Below are 18,752 nucleotides of genomic sequence, written 5' to 3' on the forward strand. Positions count from 1 at the left end.
CGCTATCTTTGGCCGCTGGGAAACCGCATCAAAACGCTTATGCGCTAGCGAATTATACCAAAGGGGAGCTGGATTGTCCACCGACGAGATCGCGCACGAGCAGGCCTACGTCACCGTCCTCTACCACCACCTCGACGAGCTGCGCAGGCACGCGGCGGACCGGCTCGCGGACACTCTCGCGGCGAGCGGCGGCACGATGCAGGCCCGATCCGAGCGCGAAGCGTCCACCGCCCTCTACACCCGTCAGATCGCCCAGGCCGATGCCGCCGAGGCGGGACTCTGCTTCGGCCGCCTCGACCTCATCGACGGAGACCACTTCTACATCGGCCGCCTCGGCATCTTCGACGAGGCCCGCGAACCACTGCTGATCGACTGGCGGGCACCCGCGTCGCGCGCCTTCTACCTCGCCACGGCGCTCGCACCCGAGGGCGTCCTGCGGCGGCGGCACATCCGCACCAGCGGGCGCGCGGTCACCGGGCTCAACGACGAGGTGCTCGACCTCGCCAGCGCCCGGGCCGACGGGCTCGTCGGCGAGGCGGCGCTGCTCGCGGCGCTCAACGCCGGGCGGACCGGCGGGATGAAGGACATCGTCGAGACGATCCAGGCCGAGCAGGACCGGATCATCCGGGCCGGTCACGACGGGGTCCTCGTCGTCCAGGGCGGCCCCGGCACCGGCAAGACCGCGGTCGCGCTGCACCGGGCCGCCTACCTGCTCTATGCCAATCGCAGCGAGCTCGCGCAGCGTGGCGTACTCATCGTCGGCCCCAACCCGACCTTCCTGCACTACATCGGGGAGGTGCTGCCGGGTCTCGGCGAGACGAGCGCGCTCCTGTCGACCATCGGCGACCTCTTCCCCGGGGTCAGGGCACACGCGGCCGAGTCGCCGCTCCCGGCCGCGGTCAAGGGACGCGCCGCGATGGCCGAGGTCATAGCCGCGGGGGTACGCGACCGGCAGGAGCTCCCCGGCGACGAGCCCCTGGAGATCGTGATCGACGACACCCACCCCGGCTTCGGCTACCAGTCCGAGACGCTGCTCCTGGACCGGGAGACCTGCGGCCGGGCCCGGGAGGCGGCCCGCAAGTCCAACCGCCTGCACAACCTGGCCCGGCCGACCTTCGTCGCGGAGATCATCAGTGCCCTCGCCCGGCAGGCGGCCGACCGTCTCGGCGCCGACCCCTACGGCGGTCCCAACCTGCTGGAGCCGAGTGACGTCGCCGACATCCGGCGCGAACTCAGCACCGACCGGGGGGTCGCGCGTGCCATCGAGTCCCTGTGGCCGGCGCTCACCCCGCAGCGCTTCCTCACCGACCTCTACGCCTCGGCCGAGCGGCTCGCGGCGGCGGCGCCGGACTTCACCGAGGAGGAGCGGGCGGCGCTGGAGCGGGATCCGGGTGCTCCGTTCACCCCGGCCGACGTGCCCCTGCTCGACGAGGCGGCCGAGCTGCTCGGCGTCAACGACCGGGCCGAGCAGGAGGCGGCCGAGCGGCGTCGCCGAGCCCAGATCGCCTTCGCCGAGGGCGCCCTGGAGATCGCGCTGGGATCGAAGAGCTTCGAGTTCGAGGATCAGGAGTCGGAGGTGCTCAGCGCGCACGACCTCGTCGATGCCGGCCGGCTCGCCGCCCGCCACGAGCTGCGCAACCGCATCAGCGTCGCCGAGCGGGCGGCCGCCGACCGGACCTGGATGTTCGGCCACGTCATCGTCGACGAGGCGCAGGAGCTCTCCGCGATGGCGTGGCGGATGCTGATGCGGCGCTGCCCGAGCCGCTCGATGACGCTCGTCGGGGACGTGGCGCAGACCGGTGACGCGGCGGGCACCACGTCCTGGGATGCGGTCCTCTCCCCGTACGTCGCGGATCGCTGGCGGCTGGCCCACCTCACCGTCAACTACCGCACCCCGGCCGAGATCATGGCGGTCGTCGGCGAGGTGCTGGCGGGTATCGAGCCGCCCGTCGAGGCACCCAGTTCGGTACGCGAATCGGGTGTCCAGCCGTGGCACACACCCTTCGCGGATCCGTCCGAGATCGCGGTGCTCGCCGCCGCCTCGGTCCCGGCCGAGGGGTCGCTCGCGGTGATCAGCTCGGCGGCGTTCCTGCCCGAGGTGCTCGACCACGTCGCCGGCTCCGACCGGGTCTCGGTGCTGGGTGTCGCCGATGCGAAGGGCCTGGAGTTCGACGTCGTACTCGTCGTCGACCCGCAGGGCATCCTCGACGAGTCACCCCGCGGCCGCAGCGACCTCTACGTCGCTCTGACCCGGGCCACCCAGCAGCTGGGAGTCCTGCACCCCGGCCCGCTCCCCAAGATGCTCGCCGCCCTCACCCCCCTGGACGCCTGACCCGAGATCGCAAGATCGCAAGATCGCCGCAACTCTTCAAGAGTTGGTCCTAAACCCCGTTAGGACCAACTCTTGAAGAGTTGCGGCGATCTTGCGTTGTGATCGACATCGGGTGTCGGACCCGGGTGGGACGATGCGGGGATGGTGACGATCGATCAGGTCAGGGCTGTCGCCCGGCCGCTACCGCGCAGCTCGGAGCACCTGATCCGCGACTATGTGAAGTTCCGCGTGGGCTCCATCGTCTATCTCTCCGTCTCGCCCGACGAGACGACCATGGGGTTCGGTTTCCCCAAGGAGCAGCGGACGGCGCTCGTCGAGGCGGAGCCGGCGAAGTTCTTCCTGCCGGTCACGAGCGACCTGCGCTTCAACTGGGTGCGGGCCTGGCTCTCGGCTCTCGACGAGCCGGAGCTACGCGAGCTGATCATCGATTCCTGGCGAATGGTGGTGCCGAAGAAGGTCTCAGCGGCCTATCGTGACCTCGACGAGCGCTGAGAGCGCCGTCGGAAGGGATCGGCTGTGTCGACTGCGATCGACGCGATCAAGGAGCACGCCCGCGGTGCTCTCTCCTTTGTGGAGCATGCGCCGGGATGCCGCTTCGTCGCCGAGGACGTCGAGACCGACTCCACCCTGGTCTACGCGTTCGAGACCGTCACCTTCGAGCTGCACCTGGACTGGCGGGAGCGGCTGGCGTTCCTGCTCGTCGGGCGCAACATCGGCGGTGAGCGCCCGCCGGGGTCCTATCTTCACGAGGGCAGGATCGTCCGCGTCCACCTGCACCAGGTGCTGAGCAAGCTGGCTCCGGAGGGGCGATCCGCCGTGCTCCGACTCACCAACGGTCTGAGCGCGGTCCCCTCGAAGCCCTGGCCGGAGAGCCTGACTCGGCAGATCACCCTTTACGCGGAGGCACTGCACGGCTCGCTCGACCGGCTGCTCGCCGAGGGTGCGCTGGTCTTCCCCGACCAGGTGAGCATCAACCGAACGTGACCGCCGCCGTCACCGCCCGCGGCGACAGGAAGCTCAGCAGGCCCGCAGCCTCCTGCTCCAGCGCCGCTGTGTCTGATGTGGAGAGTCGACCGAAGGGGTGGAGCGTCAGCGTCGCTGCGCCCTTGACCTCGGTGTGCGTCCAGGTCCCCGCGGTGAAGCCGTCGATCAGGAAGAAGCGGGGGATCGGGCCGTGCGGGTCGGCCCTCAGTGTGGCGACCGCCTCCGGTGTGGCGACCCGGGTCCGATCGGCGTGCGAGAGCAGCAGGTTGTCGAAGTCGTAGAGCAGCCGGGGCGGTGCCGGAGCGTCCGGCTCGGGCCGGACGGCGTCGGGCAGGTCGAAGAGCTCGACGCCGTGCTCGTCGCGGAAGGTCGGCAGCTCCCCGCGCAGCGGCTCGATCACCTCGCCGAGCCGGGTCAGCCCCGACCAGGTCTGCATGTCCTTGACCGAGGCGGGTCCGAAAGCCGCCAGGTAGCGCAGCAGCATCCGGCTGAGCGGAAGCGGCTCGGCGGGCGGTGAGCCGAGCCAGGACTCGGTCGTCGTGTGCTTCGCCTGCCCGCTGCGCCCCCACACCCCGCGCGGCGGCACCTGGACCAGCGCCAGGAAGGTCCGGATCGTCTGGGCGAGCGCGGCCTCGTCCTCGCCCGGCCACTGCCTGCCCAGCTCCTTGCCGAGCTCGGTGAAGCTGCGCGGTTGCTCGTCGACGAGCACGCGGCCGGCCGCGACGACGGCGTCGAGGTCGACACCGGGCAGCCGCTTGCCCCAGTTGGTATGGAAGCCGCGCGTCGAGACCTGCTGGACGAGCGGGCGCAGGTTCCAGGCGTCGCGCGCGGAGACGAGGTGGATCGTGGAGCGCATCACCGCGATCCGCACGAGCCGCCGATCGGTGAGCAGGGCGCCGACCGCGACCGGGTCGAGATCGGGCAGGCGGGACCACAAACCGACATACCACGTGTGCGGGGTCTGCGCCTGCAGGCCGATCAGGTGCTCGACGGCGTCGACGACGGGCAGCTCGCTGCGCTCCAGCAGGAGTTGGCGCGCGAGCGTGGCGCGATTGAGTGAGCGCCGGTCCAGAGTCCCCATGCCCGCGAGGCTACCGGCCACCACCGACGTCCCCGGATAGCACCAACTCTTCAAGAGTTGCGGTGATCTTGGGTGTCTCAGGACGGCCGCTCCCTCAGCGGGCCCGGTGCGGCGGGTGCATGATGACCGGATGACGGTTGACGATGCGGTGAACCAGGCATGGCAGGCCCTCGGCGGCGGCGCTCACCCCGCCGAGCCGCACTTCGATCCCGCGAGCATCCTGCCCGCCCGGCTCCCGGTCGGTGATCTCGCCAACGCCACGGTCGCCGCCTGCGCCCTCGCCGCCGCCGAGCTCGCCGCCGCCCGGGGCCGGCAGCTCACCGGCCCGATCCTCATCGATCCGGCGCGGGTCGCCACCGCCTTCGTCGGCGAACGCCATCTGCGGGTCGACGGCCGCGCCTTCGAGAGCTTCGCGCCGGAGTCCGCCTTCTTCGCCGCCGCGGACGGCTGGGTCCGCACCCACGCCAACTACCCCCACCACGCCGAACGCCTGCGCTCGGTGCTCGGCGCCGATGTCGCCGCGGCGATCGCCGCGCTCCCGGCCGCGGAGGTCGAGGAGCGGGTCACGGCGGCGGGCGGCCTCGCGGTCGCGGTCCGCCGCCCGGAGGAGTGGGCAGCCCACGAGCAGGGCAAGGCCGTCGCCGACCTCCCGCTGGTCGCGTGGCGGCAGAACCCCTCGCCGGTACGCCCACCAGCGCCCCTCCCGTCCGGCCACCTGCTCCCGGCGACCGGACTGCGGGTGCTGGACCTGACCCGGGTCATCGCGGGCCCGGTCGCCACGCGTGCGCTGGCGCAGTTCGGCGCCGAGGTCCTGCGGATCGACTCACCCGATCTGCCGGAGGCGACCGCGAGCCACCTAGACACCGGCATCGGCAAGCGGTCGACCCTGCTGGACCTGGGCCGGGCGCACGACCGGGCCGAGTTCGAGGAGCTGCTCGCCTCGGCGGATGTCGTCGTCACGGGATACCGGCCCGGGTCGCTCGACCGGTTCGGCCTCGACCCCGACGCGCTGCTGGAACGGCGGCCCGGTCTCGTCGTGGGCCGCCTCTCGGCGTGGGGCACGACGGGCCCGTGGGCCGGTCGGCGGGGCTTCGACAGCCTCGTCCAGGCGGCGAGCGGGATCGCCGTGATCGAGGGCGACGACGGCAGGCCGGGGGTGCTGCCCGCACAGGCCCTCGATCACGGGACCGGATATCTGCTGGCGGCGGCGGTGCTGCGGGCGATCGCCGCTCAGCTCGACGGTGGCGGGGGGTACGTGGTGGAGCTGGCTCTCGCGCGTACCGCCGGATGGTTGACGGGGTTGCCGACCGCGGCGGGTGGGGCTGCCGCGGAGCTGGCACCGAGCCTGGGTGAGGTGGGCGGGGTGACCTGTGCGCAACCGGCGGTGGTGCTGCCCGGCGGCCTCGCGACCTGGCGTGCGCCGGCCCGGCCGTGGGGCGGCGACCCGCCCGCCTGGGACCAGATCTGACCGGCGATGGCCGACTCGGCCGTTCGGCCATTCGCGGGAGACTGAACGGCTGGGCCTGTCGCTCGTTTCGGTGGCGACGTGAAAAATCGTTGGCACTCATTGATAATCGTCAGTTGATTGGCGGCCGCGACCACGAGCGCGGCCGGTCGACGGTTATGTCACAGAGCAACAAAATCCTGTGAATATTCCGCCCGAATGGTCCAGATCTGGAGGCCTTTAGCCGGGTTAGTCATTGACTGGGGTCAACACGGTGGCAACACGAGTGATTTAGAGTGTTGGCACCGTGAGCGGTACCCCTGTCGCGCACGCAGCCTGCATCTGGCCTCGGCCGGGTCGTGAGGAGTTGTTCGAAGATGCCCACTGCCACCTCACGTCGACCGGCCGACGGTCGTGAAGCCGGGCGTCGGAGCACTCATGAGCTGCGCCCCGAGGGTGCCAAGGGCAAGAAGAAGCGCAAGTCGAAGGTGCGCTCGCCGCTCTGGGCCAAGCTGCTGACCATCTTCGGCGCCATCACGCTCGTCGCCGGGTTCGGCGGGGTGGTCATGGCCAAGTCCTACATCGGGCAGCTCACCGACAGCATCGAGACCGGCCAGGTCCTCGACGCCGACTCGCTGAAGAACGACGCGCCCGACGCGGCCTCCGCCCTCAAGGGCCCGATCGACCTGCTGCTGCTCGGCCTCGACACCCGTGAGGGCTGGGCACCCAACACCTCCCGCGCCGACACGATCATCGTGCTGCACATCCCGGCGAGCCACGACCAGGCCTACCTGATGTCGATCCCGCGCGACGCCTACATGGACATCCCGTCCTACACGAAGGCCGGCTGGCACGGCGGCAAGGACAAGGCCAACGCCGCGTTCTTCCTCGGCTCGCAGAAGAACCAGGGCTGGAAGGGCGGCGCCGCGCTCACCGCCTCGATGGTCAACAAGGCGACGGGCCTCAAGTTCAACGGCGTCGTCGTCATCGACTTCAACGGCTTCAAGCGGATCATCGACGCCCTCGGCACGGTCTACATGTGCGTCGACCACGAGACCGTCTCCGACCACTACATCGTCGAGAACGGCAAGCCCGTCTACGCCAAGGGCAAGCCGACCGGCGTCTTCTACAAGAACAGCTACAAGCACAAGGTCGGCTGCCGCGACATGCCGGGCTGGGAGGCGCTCGACTTCTCCCGCCAGCGCAAGGGCGGTGCCAACGGTGACTACGACCGCCAGCGCCACCAGCAGCAGCTCATCAAGGCGATGGCGAAGAAGGCCTCCAGCGCCGGCATCATCTCCAACCCGGCCAAGGTCGGCGCGCTGATCAGCGCTGCGGGCAGTGCGCTGAAGATGGACACCGGCAACGTGGCGGTCGACGACTTCATCTTCGCGCTGAAGTCGATCGCCGGTGCCGACCTGCTGATGCTGAAGTCCAACGGCGGCACCTACAACAGCGCCGACGTCAACGGCATGAGCGCCGAGATGCTCAGCGGCAACACGCTGGAGATGTTCGAGGCCGCCAAGAACGACCAGCTCGGGCAGTTCATCCTGGCGCACCCGGAGTTCCTCAACCGCGAGAAGTAACCAGCTATAGGACTTCGCGGATGCGCTCGTCGAGGATGATCCGTCCGGCCGCCTCGATAAGCGCCAGGTGCGAGAAGGCCTGCGGGAAGTTGCCCAGGTGCCGGCCGTTCGCCACGTCGAACTCCTCGGCGAACAGCCCCAGCGGTGACGCGATCCGCAGCAGCTTCTCCATCAGGTCGCGGGCGCGCTGCCGCTCCCTTATGATCGCCAGCCCGGAGACGAGCCAGAACGAGCAGATGAGGAACGACCCCTCGCGCCCGGTGAGCCCGTCGTCGGTCTCCTCGGTGCGGTAACGCAGCACGAAGCCGTTGTCGGTCAGCCCGTCGGCGATCGCCAGGACGGTGTTGCGCAGCACCTCGTGCCCGCCGGGCAGGAACCCGAACGTGCCCGCGAGCAGCGTCGACGCGTCCAGCGCGTCGGTGCCGTAGTGCTGGCGGAGCACGCCCGCCGGGGAGACACCGTTGGCCATGATGTCGTCGCGGATCTCCTGCGCCGCATCACGCCAGGCCAGCGCCAGCTCCCGGTCGCCGCGCAGGTCCGCGAGCTGGCTGGCCCGGTCGAGCGCCACCCACCCCATCAGCTTCGACGAGACGTAGTGCTGCGGTGCGCCGCGCGCCTCCCAGATCCCCTGGTCGGGCTCGCGCCACACCTTCGCCGCGCACTGCGACTGCGACTCGACGATCGGCCACAGCCGCCTCGGCAGGCGCTGGCTGCGGCGGCTGTGCAGCAGGATCGAGTCGAGCACCGCGCCGAAGACGTCGTTCTGCCGCTGGTCGAAGGCGCCGTTGCCGATGCGTACGGGTCGGGCGCCGGCATATCCCGACAGGTCCTCCCGGGTGCTCTCGGTCAGGTCCAGTCGCCCGTCGATGCCGTACATGATCTGCAGCGAGCCGTCCTCGGTGGTGGGGATGTCGGCGATGAACTGCATGAACTCGTCGGCCTCCCAGTCCAGGTTGAGCCAGTGCAGCGCCTGCATCGTGAAGGTGGCGTCGCGCATCCAGGTGTAGCGGTAGTCCCAGTTGCGCTCGCCGCCCGGCGTCTCCGGCAGCGATGTCGTCAGCGCCGCGACGGTCGCGCCGGTCGGGATGTAGGTGAGGCCCTTGATCGTCAGCGCCGACCGCTGCAGGGCATCCCGCCAGCGGTGATCCGGGATCCGGGCGTTCGCGAGCCACCCGCGCCAGAAGCCCGCGGTCGAGTCGAGCAGGGCGTTCGCGGCCGCCGCGTCGGCGGGCTCGGCGGTCCGGTCGTCGTTCCAGGAGAGGACGCAGAACGCCCGGTCGCCCCGCTCGAGGACGTGCCGTCCGCGTACCCGGCTGCCCTCGATGCCGAGCCGCATGTCCGATCGCAGCCGGATCGTCTGCCCGGCACCCGTGCCGACCGCGCAGTGCTCGTCGTCGAGGTGCCACTGCGCCGGGGTCCGGCCGTAATCGAAGGCCGGTTCGCAGACGACCTCCACCTGCACCCGGCCGTCGAGGCACTCCACGGTCCGCACCAGCAGGTGATCGGCGTCCTCGTCGGCGGGCGGTCGGGTATGCGGGGTCACCGTGTCCTCGCCCTTGTGTGGGCCCATGGTGAGGGCGTCGCGGACGAGGAGCCAGCCGGTCGGCGTACGCCAGGTGGTCTCCAGCACGTGCGTTCCCGGCTCGTATCGCCGCGCGACGGGATGGTTGACCCCGTAGGGTCCGATCCGGAAATTCCCCGCCTGCCGATCGAGCAGGCTCCCGAAGATGCTGGCGGAGTCGAAGGCGGGCACGCAGAGCCAGTCCACGGATCCGTCCGAGGCGATCAGCGCCCCCGTGTGGCAGTTGGACAGGAACGCGTAGTCCGCGATCGCCGGAAACGGCGAAGGCGCCGCCGAACTGATCCCCCCACCCTCACCCCAACCCCCACCCATGCCCTCGCCCCAACCCCCACCCATGCCCCCAACGCTAGGCCGAAATTCGCGTTGATCAAGGGAAGACTCGCCATCTCGGGTGCCCGATATGCGGCGAGTCTTCCCTTGATCAACGCGAATTTTGGGGGTGCGGCGGCGGGGACGGGCGGCCGAGGTGGACCAGGGTGTGCCAGAGCTGCTTGAGGTATTGGCGGACCTCGGGCGGGGTTCCGGTCCTTGTCCATCGGGCGGGATCGTCGCGGAGGGTGGCCGCGGCCCGGCCGACGGTCTCGGCGTCGATGAATCCGGCGCCGAACTCGGCGGCGACGATCGCCGCGAGCGGCGGGATCGCCGATCCCCGGAAGCCGGCGGGCACTTCGGGTGCGGTGAGCTGGAAGCCAGCGTGCCACTCCACCCCGATCCCGGCGTCCCGGGCGATCGCGGCCAGCAGTTCCCCGGTCCCGGTGCCGCGGAACGACGGGTCCAGCACGAGCGCCTCCGCGTCGGCGGCGAGGTCGACCACCCCGTGCACCTGCGCCTCGATGTAGTCGTCCAGCGACCGCCCCACCCCTCGGCTCGTCCCCGGCAGCCCGCGCAGCAGGGCAAACCCGTCGGTCCCGGCCAGGCCGAGTGCGGTCCCGCTCTCCACCAATCCGGCGAGTACGCCGTGAAAGCTCCCGATCGTGCCCCAGTCCGGCGGATCGAGGTGGCTGTCGCCGAAGCTGAACGTGCACCGCTCCAGCACGGCCGGGCGCAGCCGCACGTGGCAGGAGCCGAACCGCGGGGACGCCCCGTCGGCGTGGTCGGCGAGGTTGAGCCCGCCGTAGACGGGCCGCTCGGCGGGGGTGAAAGCACCGCGGTGGTAGGCGCCGCCGAAGATGCGCTCCTCCCAGCGGTCCCGATCCCCGCCGGGGAAAGCCGTCAGCCCGCCGTTGGAGTGGCCCGTCTCGAACTGGCTGCGGTAGCGCCCGTCACGCGCCATCGACTCCGCCACGGTCAGGCCGCCGGTGACGTGGCGGTCGGGGTGGAAGTTGAGGGTGACGCGGCCGTGTGCGCGTACCCCCGCGATGAGCTCTTCGAGGTCGCAGACCTCGCCGATGCGCGCGAGCGCCTCCGCCCGGCGCGCGTCGGCGGACCGGCGAACGTGGTCGAGCGCGGCGAGCTGAGCGGCTGTCAGGACCGGCGGCATAGGGAAGATCGTCGCAACTCTTGAAGAGTTGGTCCTAACGGTTTTAGGACCAACTCTTCAAGAGTTGCGGCGGACGATCCCGGCTACTTGACCTTCTTGGTGTTGTGGGCGACGGAGTCGGCATATTCGGGGTGCTTGCCGATCCACTCCGCGATATAGGGGCAGATCGGCACCACGGTGCGGCCCCGGGTGCGGGCGTCGTCCATGACGAAGCGGGCGAGCTGCCCGGCGACGCCCTGGCCCTGGTGCGACGGCTCGGTCTGGGTGTGGGTGTAGACGATGATGTTGCCGGTCAACTGGTAGGTCACGAATCCGGCCAACTCGCCCTCGGCGTCACGCGCCTCGAAGCGCTCCTTCTCGGCCACATCGCTGATAGTGATCTCCACTCGGCCATCCAACCACGCTGCCTACTCCTCGACCACGATGACCACTTTGCCGCGCCCGTGGCCCGACTCGACGGCCCGGTGCGCTTCGACGACGTCGGCGAAGGCGTAGGGGCGTACCGGGAGGATGATCTTCCCGGCGGCGGCGAGCGCGATGACCTCGGCGAGCCGAGTGGGGGAGCGTCCGGCCCGGACCACCCGGATGCCGTGCTCGGCGGCGAGCCGGTCGTCGACGATCGTGCCGATCCGCTGCCGGTCGGCGACGAGGTGGGTCGAGGCCTCGATCGCCTCGCCGCCGATCGCGTCGAGCGCCACGGTCACCCCGCCGGGCGCGGCGGCCCGCACCCGCTCGACCAGCCCGTCACCGTAGGCGACCGGGATTGCACCGATCGACCGCAGGTAGTCGTGGTTGGCCGGGCTCGCGGTCCCGATCACGGTCGCTCCCGCGAGCACGCCGAGCTGCACCGCGATCGTGCCGACCGAGCCCGCGGCGGCGTGCACCAGCAGCGTGTCGCCCTCGGTCACACCGAGCTCCAGCAGGGCGCCGCTCGCGGTCTGCGCCGCCGCGACGAACGCCGCCGCCTGCGCGAAGCTCAGCTCCGGCGGCTTCGCCACGACATTCCCGGCCGGTACGACCACGTGCTGCGCCTGCGCCGCCAACATCGTCGAGCCGAGCACCTCGTCACCCACCGCGAGCGAGGTGACGCCCGGCCCCAGCAGGTCGATCACGCCCGCGTACTCCTGCCCGATGGTCTGCGGAAACGTCACCGGCACGAACCCGGCCATCCGCCCGCTACGCACCCCCACGTCGAAGGGCTGCACCCCGGCAGCCCGAACCCGGACCCGGACCTCCCCCACCCCCGGCAGGGGATCGGCCCGCTCGTCAAGCCGAAGCACCTCAGCCGCCCCGTACCGGTCAAACACCACAGCCACAGTCATGCCAACGACCCTCCCCCCTCAACCGCCGTTGAGGTCAACCCGCCCCCGAAAAAATTCGCGTTGATCAAGGGAAGACTCGCCGCAGATCGGACACCCGAGATGGTGAGTCTTCCCTTGATCAACGCGAATATATGGGGCGGAAGGCAAGGCGGTTGCGGATTAGCATCGGCACGTATCTGCGGGCATGAGTCCGTCCCCGTGGTGATGGGCGGCGGTGTGCCGTCCGGTGGCTAGGGAGGGGTCGAGACCGATGGCCGACAACAAGGCCGATACGCAGTGGTATTCGCTGGAGGAGCCGTTCGACGCCGAGTGGACGGCGCCCCGGCTCGACATCGACACGCTGGGGCTCATCAAGCTCGGGGTCAAGATGATCCCGTCCGCGGACGGGACGCCCGCCCTCTACCGCCGGGACTGCCTGCTGGCGGACGGCGAGGCGGTGCGCGCCGCGCCGCAGGCGATCGATGAGATCAATGCCTGCCTCGCCCAGCGCGGCTGGCATGTCGAGATCCCGGCGGACGCGATCGAGGCCGACCTGGTCCCGCTCTACCTCTCCGGCGACGGCCATACCCCGGTCGATCCCCTGGACGCGAGGAAGCTGCTGGCGCTCGCCGACGGACTGAGCGACTCGACGGTCGTCGTGGTCGCGTCGCTGGTGCTGGACCGGCTCCTCTTCGTCGGCACCCCGGCGAAGGACGGGTTCAGCGTCTCCGGCGTGTTCGCCGGCGCCGCGCGGCAGGCGGTGGCCGTGATCGGCGGCCCACCGGCACGACGCCCGATCGACGCGCTGCCGGGCGGCCGCCGACCGGTGGTCGCGGTGCTCGACTCCGGTGTCGGCCCGCACCCGTGGCTCGACGGCGACGGCCCGGATCCATTCTGGACGGACGCCGCCGACCTGGGCTGGGTGCCGAAGGCACCGGCGCGTGCCCTGGTCGATCCGGTCACCGGCAACGACGACCCGCACGACGGCGTGATCGACAGCCACGCCGGGCACGGCACCTTCATCGCGGGCCTGATCCGCCAGGCCGCACCGGACGCCCGGGTGCTGAGCATGCGCCTCATGCGCGGTGCCGGGATGCTGGAGGAGCACCTGGTGATCTCCGCGCTGGAGTGGCTGCTGAGCCGCTGCCGGGCCGCCGCCACCGATCCGTCGCTCTTCGTGGACGTGATCAACCTGTCGTTCGGCTACTACGCCGAGGCGCCCACCAACTCCGTGCGCACCGCACGGTTGCGCTACTACCTCGGTGAGCTGGGCGATCTCGGTGTCCGCGTGGTCGCCGCCGCGGGCAATCACGCCAACCAGTCGATCGTCTATCCGGCGGTCTTCGCCGACCAGCAGTTCTCCGGCAAGGCGCCGAAGACCCAGATGGTCAGCGTCGGCGCGCTCAACCCGGACGGTTCGCAGGCAGCGTACTCCAACTACGGCAGGTGGGTGCAGCACACGCAGGTCGGCACGGCGCTGATCAGCACGATGCCGGTCTTCGGGCGGGCACCGGCGAGCGACGGCGCGACACCATATGAACCCAACCACCTCACCAGCGGCTTCGCCCGGTGGAGCGGCACGTCGTTCGCCACCGGCGTACTCTCCGGATTGATCGCGGCCGCGCTCACCGACGACCCGACGCTGCACCTGATCGAGCCGGAGATCGCGCACGAGCGGGCCCGGCGGGCGCTCGACGCCGCCGACGGGCGATGACCGCCGACACCGCTCCGTCGCCCGCCGCGGGTACGCGTGCCGACCGCCCGGCTCGTCTCGCGCGCTGCCTGGAACGCGCGCGCGGCGGCGAGCTGGGCGCGCTCGACGAGGTGGTACGCGAGCTGACGCCCCTGCTGTGGCACGTCGCCCGCGCCCAGGGCCTGGAGGCGGGCGACGCCGCCGACGTGGTGCAGACGACGTGGCTGGAGCTGCTGCGGCGGCTGCACGAGATCCGGTCGCCGCAGGCGCTGACCGCGTGGCTGATCAGCGCCACCCGGCGCGAGGCGTGGCACGTCAACCGGCGCCGCCGACGCCTCGCCGAGCCCGACACCGAGCTGCTCGACAGCGTCGCCGATCCGATCGCCGACCTCAGCGAACGGGTCGTCGACGACGAGCAGCACCGGGTGCTGTGGCGGCAGTTCCAGCAGCTCTCGCAGCGCTGCCGGGAGCTGCTGCGGATCGTGGCGCTGGTGGACCGGCCGGATTACGCGGTCGTCTCCGAGGCGCTGTCGATGCCGCACGGCAGCATCGGTCCGACCCGAGGGCGGTGCCTGGCGAAGCTGCGGGAGCTGCTGCTCGCCGATCCGGTCTGGAGCGGACGATGAGCGAACCCGAGGGCTTCGACGACCTCGACGGCCGGATCCTCGACGGCGTACGCGACCTGCACGACCTCCTCGATCCGCCACCACCGGACCTGGCCGACCGGGTGCTCTTCGCCATGGCGCTCGCCAACCTCGACGCCGAGGTGGCCCGCCTGCAGGAGGACCAGCTCATCGGTTCGGGCGCCCGGGGGACGGAGCGCACCCGCACGATCAGCTTCGACGCCGAGACCCTCACCATCATGGTGACGCTGGTGGAGATGCCCGACGGGCTGCTGCGCATCGACGGCTGGCTCGGCCCCGCCGCGCCCTGGCGGGTGGAGCTGCGCCTCAGCGATGCCGCCGGGGCGAAGTCCTCGCTGGTCGTGACGGCCGACGAGGGAGGCAGGTTCGTCTTCCCGACCGTCGCGCACGGTCTGGCCCAGCTCGTCGTGCACCGGGACGCGGGTGAGGCGCGGACCGATGTCGTCACCCCCGCCGTGCTGCTGTGACCCGAGCCGAGGCCCTCTACGCGGCCGGCCGGGCGGCCAACACCGACATGCGGCCGGTACTCGCCGCCCGTCGGCTGCGAGCGGCCCTGCGGGCACTGGGCGAAGCCCCGGCGGTGGCGGTCTCGGGCGAGACCGGCCCGGCCGACCTGCTGCGCGGGCGGATCCTGGTGACCCTGGCGCTCGCCGAATCCGAGCAGGGTCGCATCGAGACCGGGCTGCGGTTGCTCGGCGAGGCGGAGGCCTTCCTGCCGCCAGGGGAGCGCGGCGTGCTGCACGGGCAGCGCGGGATGCTGCTACGCCGGACCGGCCGGGACGATCTGGCGCTGGAGGAGTACGCGGCGGCCCTCGCCGTGCTGACCGAGCGCGGCGAGTCCGAGGGGATGGCCCGGGTGCTGCTCAACCGGGCGGTGCTGCACATGGCGGCGGTGCGGTCGGGGCTCGCCCGGGCGGATCTGCGCCGGTGCCTGGAGCTCGCCACCCGGCACGGGCTCGGCCACCTCGCGGTGAAGGCGCGGCACAACCTCGGCTACCTCGACTACCTCGCCGGGGACATCCCGTCGGCGTTGCGCCGCTACGCCTCGGCCGCCCGGGACTACACCGAGCTGATCCCGGGGATGCTGCCCGTACTCTCCCTGGACCGGGCCCGGGCACTGCTCGCGGCGGGGCTCTTCGTCGAGGCGGACCGGGAGCTCGCGACCGCATTGGCGCAGCTCGGAGCCCAGCGTCTCAGCCAGGACCACGCCGAGGCGCACCTGGCTCGGGCCGAGGCGTCGCTGCTGGCGGGCCGTCCCGCGGCGGCGCGCACCTGGGCGCGGCGGGCGCACGCGCTCTTCCGGCGCCGCGACAATCCCCGGTGGGCGGCGCGCGCCCTGCTGGTGGTGCTGCGTGCCGACCACGCCACCGGCGCCCGTCCGGCGGCGGTCGCCCAGCGGGCCCGCACGATCGAGGCGCTGATGCGCGGGCTCGGGCTGCCCGAGGACGCCCGGGTGGCGGGGCTGCTCGGCGCGCGGGCGCTGGTCGCGAGCGGCGAGGTCGATCGGGCGGCCCGTGCGGTCGCCGCCGGCGCACCGGGCCGGGCGGACCGGCTCGACACCCGGCTGCTGTGGCGGCTGGCGAGCGCGGAGGTCGCCGCCTCGGCGGGGCGCCGCCGCGAATCGTCCCGGCACCTCGTCGCCGGTCTGCACACGCTGCAGCGGTACCGCAGCCAGCTCGGCAATCTCGACCTGCAGACCGGTGCGGCGGTGCACGGCCGGGATCTCGCCCGCCGCGGGCTCAGTGCCGCTCTCGCCACCGGCTCGGTGGGGGAGATCTTCCGCTGGGCCGAGCGGGTCCGCGCGCAGGCGCTCCTGACTCCCCAGGTACGCCCACCGCAGGACCCCGAGGCCGCCGCCGCGCTGGAGGAGCTGCGCGGCGTACGGGTGGCGATGCGCCAGGCCGAGCTGTCCGGGCGCCCGGCGCGAGCGCTGCGCCTGCGCGGGGAGGCGTTGCAGCGGACCATCCGCGAGCACGCCTGGTTCGCGGCCGGCACCCGTGGCCAGGCCCGGCAGGTGCTGCTGGCGCAGATCCGGGCGGAGCTGGGAGAGGCAGCGATGGTGCTCTACCTCCCCGACGGCCCTGACCTGCGCGCACTCGTACTCGCCGGCGGCCGGGCCAAGGTGGTCCGGCTGGGCCGGATCGCCGACGCGGAGGAGGCGCTGCTGCGTCTGCGGGCCGACCTCGACGCGCAGGCCGGGCGGGCGATGCCGGAGCGCCTCTCGACGGCAGTCCGGGCCGCGACCAGGCGCAACGCGGCGATGCTCGGCGCGCTGGTCCTCGATCCGCTGCTGGACCTCGTCGGCGACCGGGACATCGTGGTGGTGCCGACCGGCATCCTCGTCACCGTGCCGTGGTCGGTGCTCCCGGCTGCGGCAGGGCGGCCGGTGACGGTGGCTCCGTCGGCGAGCACCTGGAGCGCGGCGCGGTCACGGCTGCTGGGGCGGGTGGAGCCGAGCACCCGCACCCTGCTCGTCGCGGGGCCGGGCAACGATCGCGGCGTCCCCGAGGTGGCGGCCATCGCTGAGCTGCGCGCGAAGGCGACCGTCCTCATCGGATCGGCGGCGACCCCGGCGGCGACGCTGGCGGCCTTCGCCGAGGCGGACCTCGCGCACGTCGCCGCGCACGGGCACCATCACACCGACAATGCCCTCTTCTCCGGCCTGGAGCTGGAGGGCGGGCCGCTGATGGGTTATGACCTGCAGCATCTTCCGAACACCCCGGCGATGGTCGTGCTCTCCTCGTGCGATCTGGGCCTGCACGACGTGCGGCCCGGCGACGAGACGCTGGGGATGGCGACGGCGCTGCTCAGCGCGGGTGCCAGCACGGTGGTGGCGAGCGTGGGCCGGGTCGCGGACGAGGCGGCGATGTCGGTGATGACCGCCTACCACCGAGCCCTCGGCGACGGCCTGCCACCTGCGGCGGCGCTGGCGGTCGCGACCCCGGCCGACTCGCTCGCCGGCTTCATCTGCTTCGGCGCGGGCTAGTCCGGCGCGGGCTGCTTCGGCGCGGGTTGCTCCGCCGAGGCCGGAGGGCTGGATCCCGCTGTGCGGCAAGGCCGTTCGGGCTATCGCCGCCAGATATTTCATGTTTTATATTCATATCCATGCGCCGCATGCTCCCACTCCTCGCAGCCCTGGCCGTCGTCCTCGGCTTCGGCTCGCCGGCCGCCGCCCACGGCCAACTCGCCTTCTCCGAACCCGCCCACCAGACCACCGTCAAGACTCCGCTCGAACGGCTCGCCCTCTACTTCACCGAGAAGCCCGCCTCCAACGCCTATTTCACGCTCACCGCGCCCACCGGTCAGCGGGTCGACAAGGGCTGGTCGCACGGCGAGCCCCGGCGGTTGGATAAGCCGGTGGAGGAGCTGATCCTGCGCGACGGGAAGTGGGAGCCGATGGTCTACAACGCCGGGTTCCCGGCGATGCTGACCGCGTCGCACTGGCCGGTCAAGGGCGTCTACACCATCAGGTACATCTCCCTCGCCTCCGACGGCGACAAGGTCACCGGCGAGATCCGCTTCGACTATCAGGGGCCGATCAGCAAGGCGCCCGACGGCTGGCAGCCACCCACGAACGAGCCGGACCCGGCCCTGGTCGGCGGTCAGACCGTCAACGCCACCGCGACCGGCGGCACGACCGCGACGGCCACGCCGGTCGTCGCGCTCCCGGCCGAGGAGCAGGGCACCAGCCCGTGGATCTATGTCCTGGTCGGGCTCGTCGCGCTGGTCGGCGGGTTCTTCCTGCTCCGCCGGGTACGCCGAACGTAACCTCGTCTGAGGCTACGAGCTTCTGATGAAAGTGTCCATATCTTTCGCTGGAATAATCAAAAGTCGCCGGCCGGTGCCCTCCGGTCGGCGACCCGCGTCGTCAGCAGCGTTCCTGGAGATAGAGCAGCACCGCGCCACCGTCCCCGGTGAACTCGTAACCCATGTAGTCGATCGACCCGATCACCTGGTCCGGTCCACCCGGACCGGCGTAGGACCGGCGCACGGCATCCCACACCGCCGCCCGCTCGTGCCCGGGCACAGGGCGGGGCTGCAGCCCGTCCCTGAGGACGACGACGACATCGGAGCGGTGCAACAATCGCCGCACCACCCGCAAGTCGATGCGCCGACGCCGTAGCACCCAGCGGTGTCCGTCGGAGTCGACGTACTCGCCGGTCATGGTCGGGTCGGCCGGTGCGGGGTGCGGCTCGTAGGGATTGAGCCACTCGCCGAGCCGCCCCGGCCAGGTCGCCTCGGCCATGTCGGCCGCGACGAGCAGATCGCGCCAGTCCAGTTTGGCCAGCGCCAGTGCCTCCTCCAGCCGGTCGAGCCGGCCGTCGGCCAGGATGATCACCGCACCGAGAATCCGCTCCTCGTCCTGCCGGGAGCGCGCTATCAGGTTGCCGAGCGTCTGGAGTCGTTCCAGCACAGCGCCGGTGTGGTGGGGGAAGTCGGTCCGGATTCGATGCATGAGTCTGACGGAGATCTCCGGCACCCCTCCAGTCTGCCATGCACCGGACGGCATAAATTCACACGCATCGCTAGCCACTATCCACGCATGATCTCGCTGCTTCCGGGAACAACTCGATCACGCGTTCCACCCCACCCCACCCCGGGCCACGCCCCCACGACCGCAGCAA

16 protein-coding genes are annotated in these 18,752 nt (G+C 71.5%); 10 read left to right on the top strand and 6 right to left on the bottom strand.

The genetic code is table 11. The annotated features are described in order from the left end of the window. Window positions 1-73: 73 nt before the first annotated feature. The 3 genes from F4553_RS29730 to F4553_RS29740 all read left to right on the top strand — a co-directional run bounded on the left by F4553_RS29730 (window position 74) and on the right by F4553_RS29740 (window position 3,316). The gene (locus tag F4553_RS29730; RefSeq protein ID WP_184842512.1) at window positions 74-2,332 is read left to right on the top strand and encodes a HelD family protein; all 2,259 of its coding nucleotides are present in this window, start codon (window positions 74-76) and stop codon (window positions 2,330-2,332) included. A gap of 141 nt (window positions 2,333-2,473) precedes the next feature. Then, window positions 2,474-2,824, top strand: coding sequence for an MmcQ/YjbR family DNA-binding protein (locus F4553_RS29735; RefSeq protein ID WP_184842514.1), 351 nt, complete (start codon window positions 2,474-2,476; stop codon window positions 2,822-2,824). A 24-nt stretch (window positions 2,825-2,848) separates the two neighbouring features. Continuing rightward, window positions 2,849-3,316, top strand: a complete 468-nt coding sequence (locus F4553_RS29740; RefSeq protein WP_184842520.1) for a hypothetical protein — start codon at window positions 2,849-2,851, stop codon at window positions 3,314-3,316. Here the strand turns inward: F4553_RS29740 and F4553_RS29745 are convergent. Continuing rightward, window positions 3,303-4,397, bottom strand: a complete 1,095-nt coding sequence (locus tag F4553_RS29745; RefSeq protein WP_184842523.1) for a winged helix DNA-binding domain-containing protein — start codon at window positions 4,395-4,397, stop codon at window positions 3,303-3,305. The genes F4553_RS29740 and F4553_RS29745 overlap by 14 nt on opposite strands. Before the next feature lie 130 nt (window positions 4,398-4,527). Here F4553_RS29745 and F4553_RS29750 point away from each other — a divergent pair, with 130 nt between their 5' ends. Both F4553_RS29750 and F4553_RS29755 read left to right on the top strand, forming a co-directional pair. Further along, window positions 4,528-5,865, top strand: coding sequence for a CoA transferase (locus tag F4553_RS29750; protein ID WP_184842526.1), 1,338 nt, complete (start codon window positions 4,528-4,530; stop codon window positions 5,863-5,865). Window positions 5,866-6,218: 353 nt separating this feature from the next. Continuing rightward, the gene (locus F4553_RS29755) at window positions 6,219-7,427 is read left to right on the top strand and encodes an LCP family protein (protein WP_246467515.1); all 1,209 of its coding nucleotides are present in this window, start codon (window positions 6,219-6,221) and stop codon (window positions 7,425-7,427) included. A gap of 4 nt (window positions 7,428-7,431) precedes the next feature. Here F4553_RS29755 and F4553_RS29760 read toward each other — a convergent pair whose 3' ends face one another. From F4553_RS29760 to F4553_RS29775, 4 genes are all read right to left on the bottom strand, one after another. Further along, window positions 7,432-9,345, bottom strand: coding sequence for a glycoside hydrolase family 15 protein (locus tag F4553_RS29760; protein ID WP_246467516.1), 1,914 nt, complete (start codon window positions 9,343-9,345; stop codon window positions 7,432-7,434). Window positions 9,346-9,430: 85 nt separating this feature from the next. After that, window positions 9,431-10,489, bottom strand: a complete 1,059-nt coding sequence (locus F4553_RS29765) for a DUF3626 domain-containing protein (protein WP_184842529.1) — start codon at window positions 10,487-10,489, stop codon at window positions 9,431-9,433. A gap of 83 nt (window positions 10,490-10,572) precedes the next feature. Beyond that, the gene (locus F4553_RS29770; RefSeq protein WP_184842531.1) at window positions 10,573-10,875 is read right to left on the bottom strand and encodes a GNAT family N-acetyltransferase; all 303 of its coding nucleotides are present in this window, start codon (window positions 10,873-10,875) and stop codon (window positions 10,573-10,575) included. A gap of 21 nt (window positions 10,876-10,896) precedes the next feature. Further along, the gene (locus F4553_RS29775; protein WP_184842534.1) at window positions 10,897-11,811 is read right to left on the bottom strand and encodes an NADP-dependent oxidoreductase; all 915 of its coding nucleotides are present in this window, start codon (window positions 11,809-11,811) and stop codon (window positions 10,897-10,899) included. Between the two features lie 250 nt (window positions 11,812-12,061). On the opposite strand from F4553_RS29775, the gene F4553_RS29780 reads away from it, so the two are divergent. The 5 genes from F4553_RS29780 to F4553_RS29800 all read left to right on the top strand — a co-directional run bounded on the left by F4553_RS29780 (window position 12,062) and on the right by F4553_RS29800 (window position 17,895). After that, window positions 12,062-13,504, top strand: coding sequence for a S8 family peptidase (locus tag F4553_RS29780; protein ID WP_184842536.1), 1,443 nt, complete (start codon window positions 12,062-12,064; stop codon window positions 13,502-13,504). Beyond that, window positions 13,501-14,109, top strand: a complete 609-nt coding sequence (locus F4553_RS29785) for an RNA polymerase sigma factor (RefSeq protein WP_184842539.1) — start codon at window positions 13,501-13,503, stop codon at window positions 14,107-14,109. Before F4553_RS29780 ends, F4553_RS29785 begins: the two co-directional genes overlap by 4 nt. Beyond that, window positions 14,106-14,594 carry a carboxypeptidase regulatory-like domain-containing protein gene (locus F4553_RS29790; protein ID WP_184842542.1) on the top strand — a complete coding sequence of 163 codons (489 nt, stop codon included), beginning with the start codon at window positions 14,106-14,108 and terminating at the stop codon, window positions 14,592-14,594. The genes F4553_RS29785 and F4553_RS29790 overlap by 4 nt, the downstream gene beginning before the upstream one ends. Beyond that, window positions 14,591-17,113, top strand: coding sequence for a CHAT domain-containing protein (locus F4553_RS42590; protein WP_184842545.1), 2,523 nt, complete (start codon window positions 14,591-14,593; stop codon window positions 17,111-17,113). The genes F4553_RS29790 and F4553_RS42590 overlap by 4 nt, the downstream gene beginning before the upstream one ends. Window positions 17,114-17,232: 119 nt before the next feature. Next, window positions 17,233-17,895, top strand: coding sequence for a copper resistance CopC family protein (locus tag F4553_RS29800; protein ID WP_184842548.1), 663 nt, complete (start codon window positions 17,233-17,235; stop codon window positions 17,893-17,895). A 100-nt stretch (window positions 17,896-17,995) separates the two neighbouring features. Here the strand turns inward: F4553_RS29800 and F4553_RS29805 are convergent, their stop codons facing one another. Further along, window positions 17,996-18,583, bottom strand: a complete 588-nt coding sequence (locus tag F4553_RS29805; RefSeq protein ID WP_184842551.1) for a hypothetical protein — start codon at window positions 18,581-18,583, stop codon at window positions 17,996-17,998. Between the last annotated feature and the right edge of the window lie 169 nt (window positions 18,584-18,752).

The organism is Allocatelliglobosispora scoriae, assembly GCF_014204945.1.
In the GTDB taxonomy this organism is placed as follows: domain Bacteria; phylum Actinomycetota; class Actinomycetes; order Mycobacteriales; family Micromonosporaceae; genus Allocatelliglobosispora; species Allocatelliglobosispora scoriae.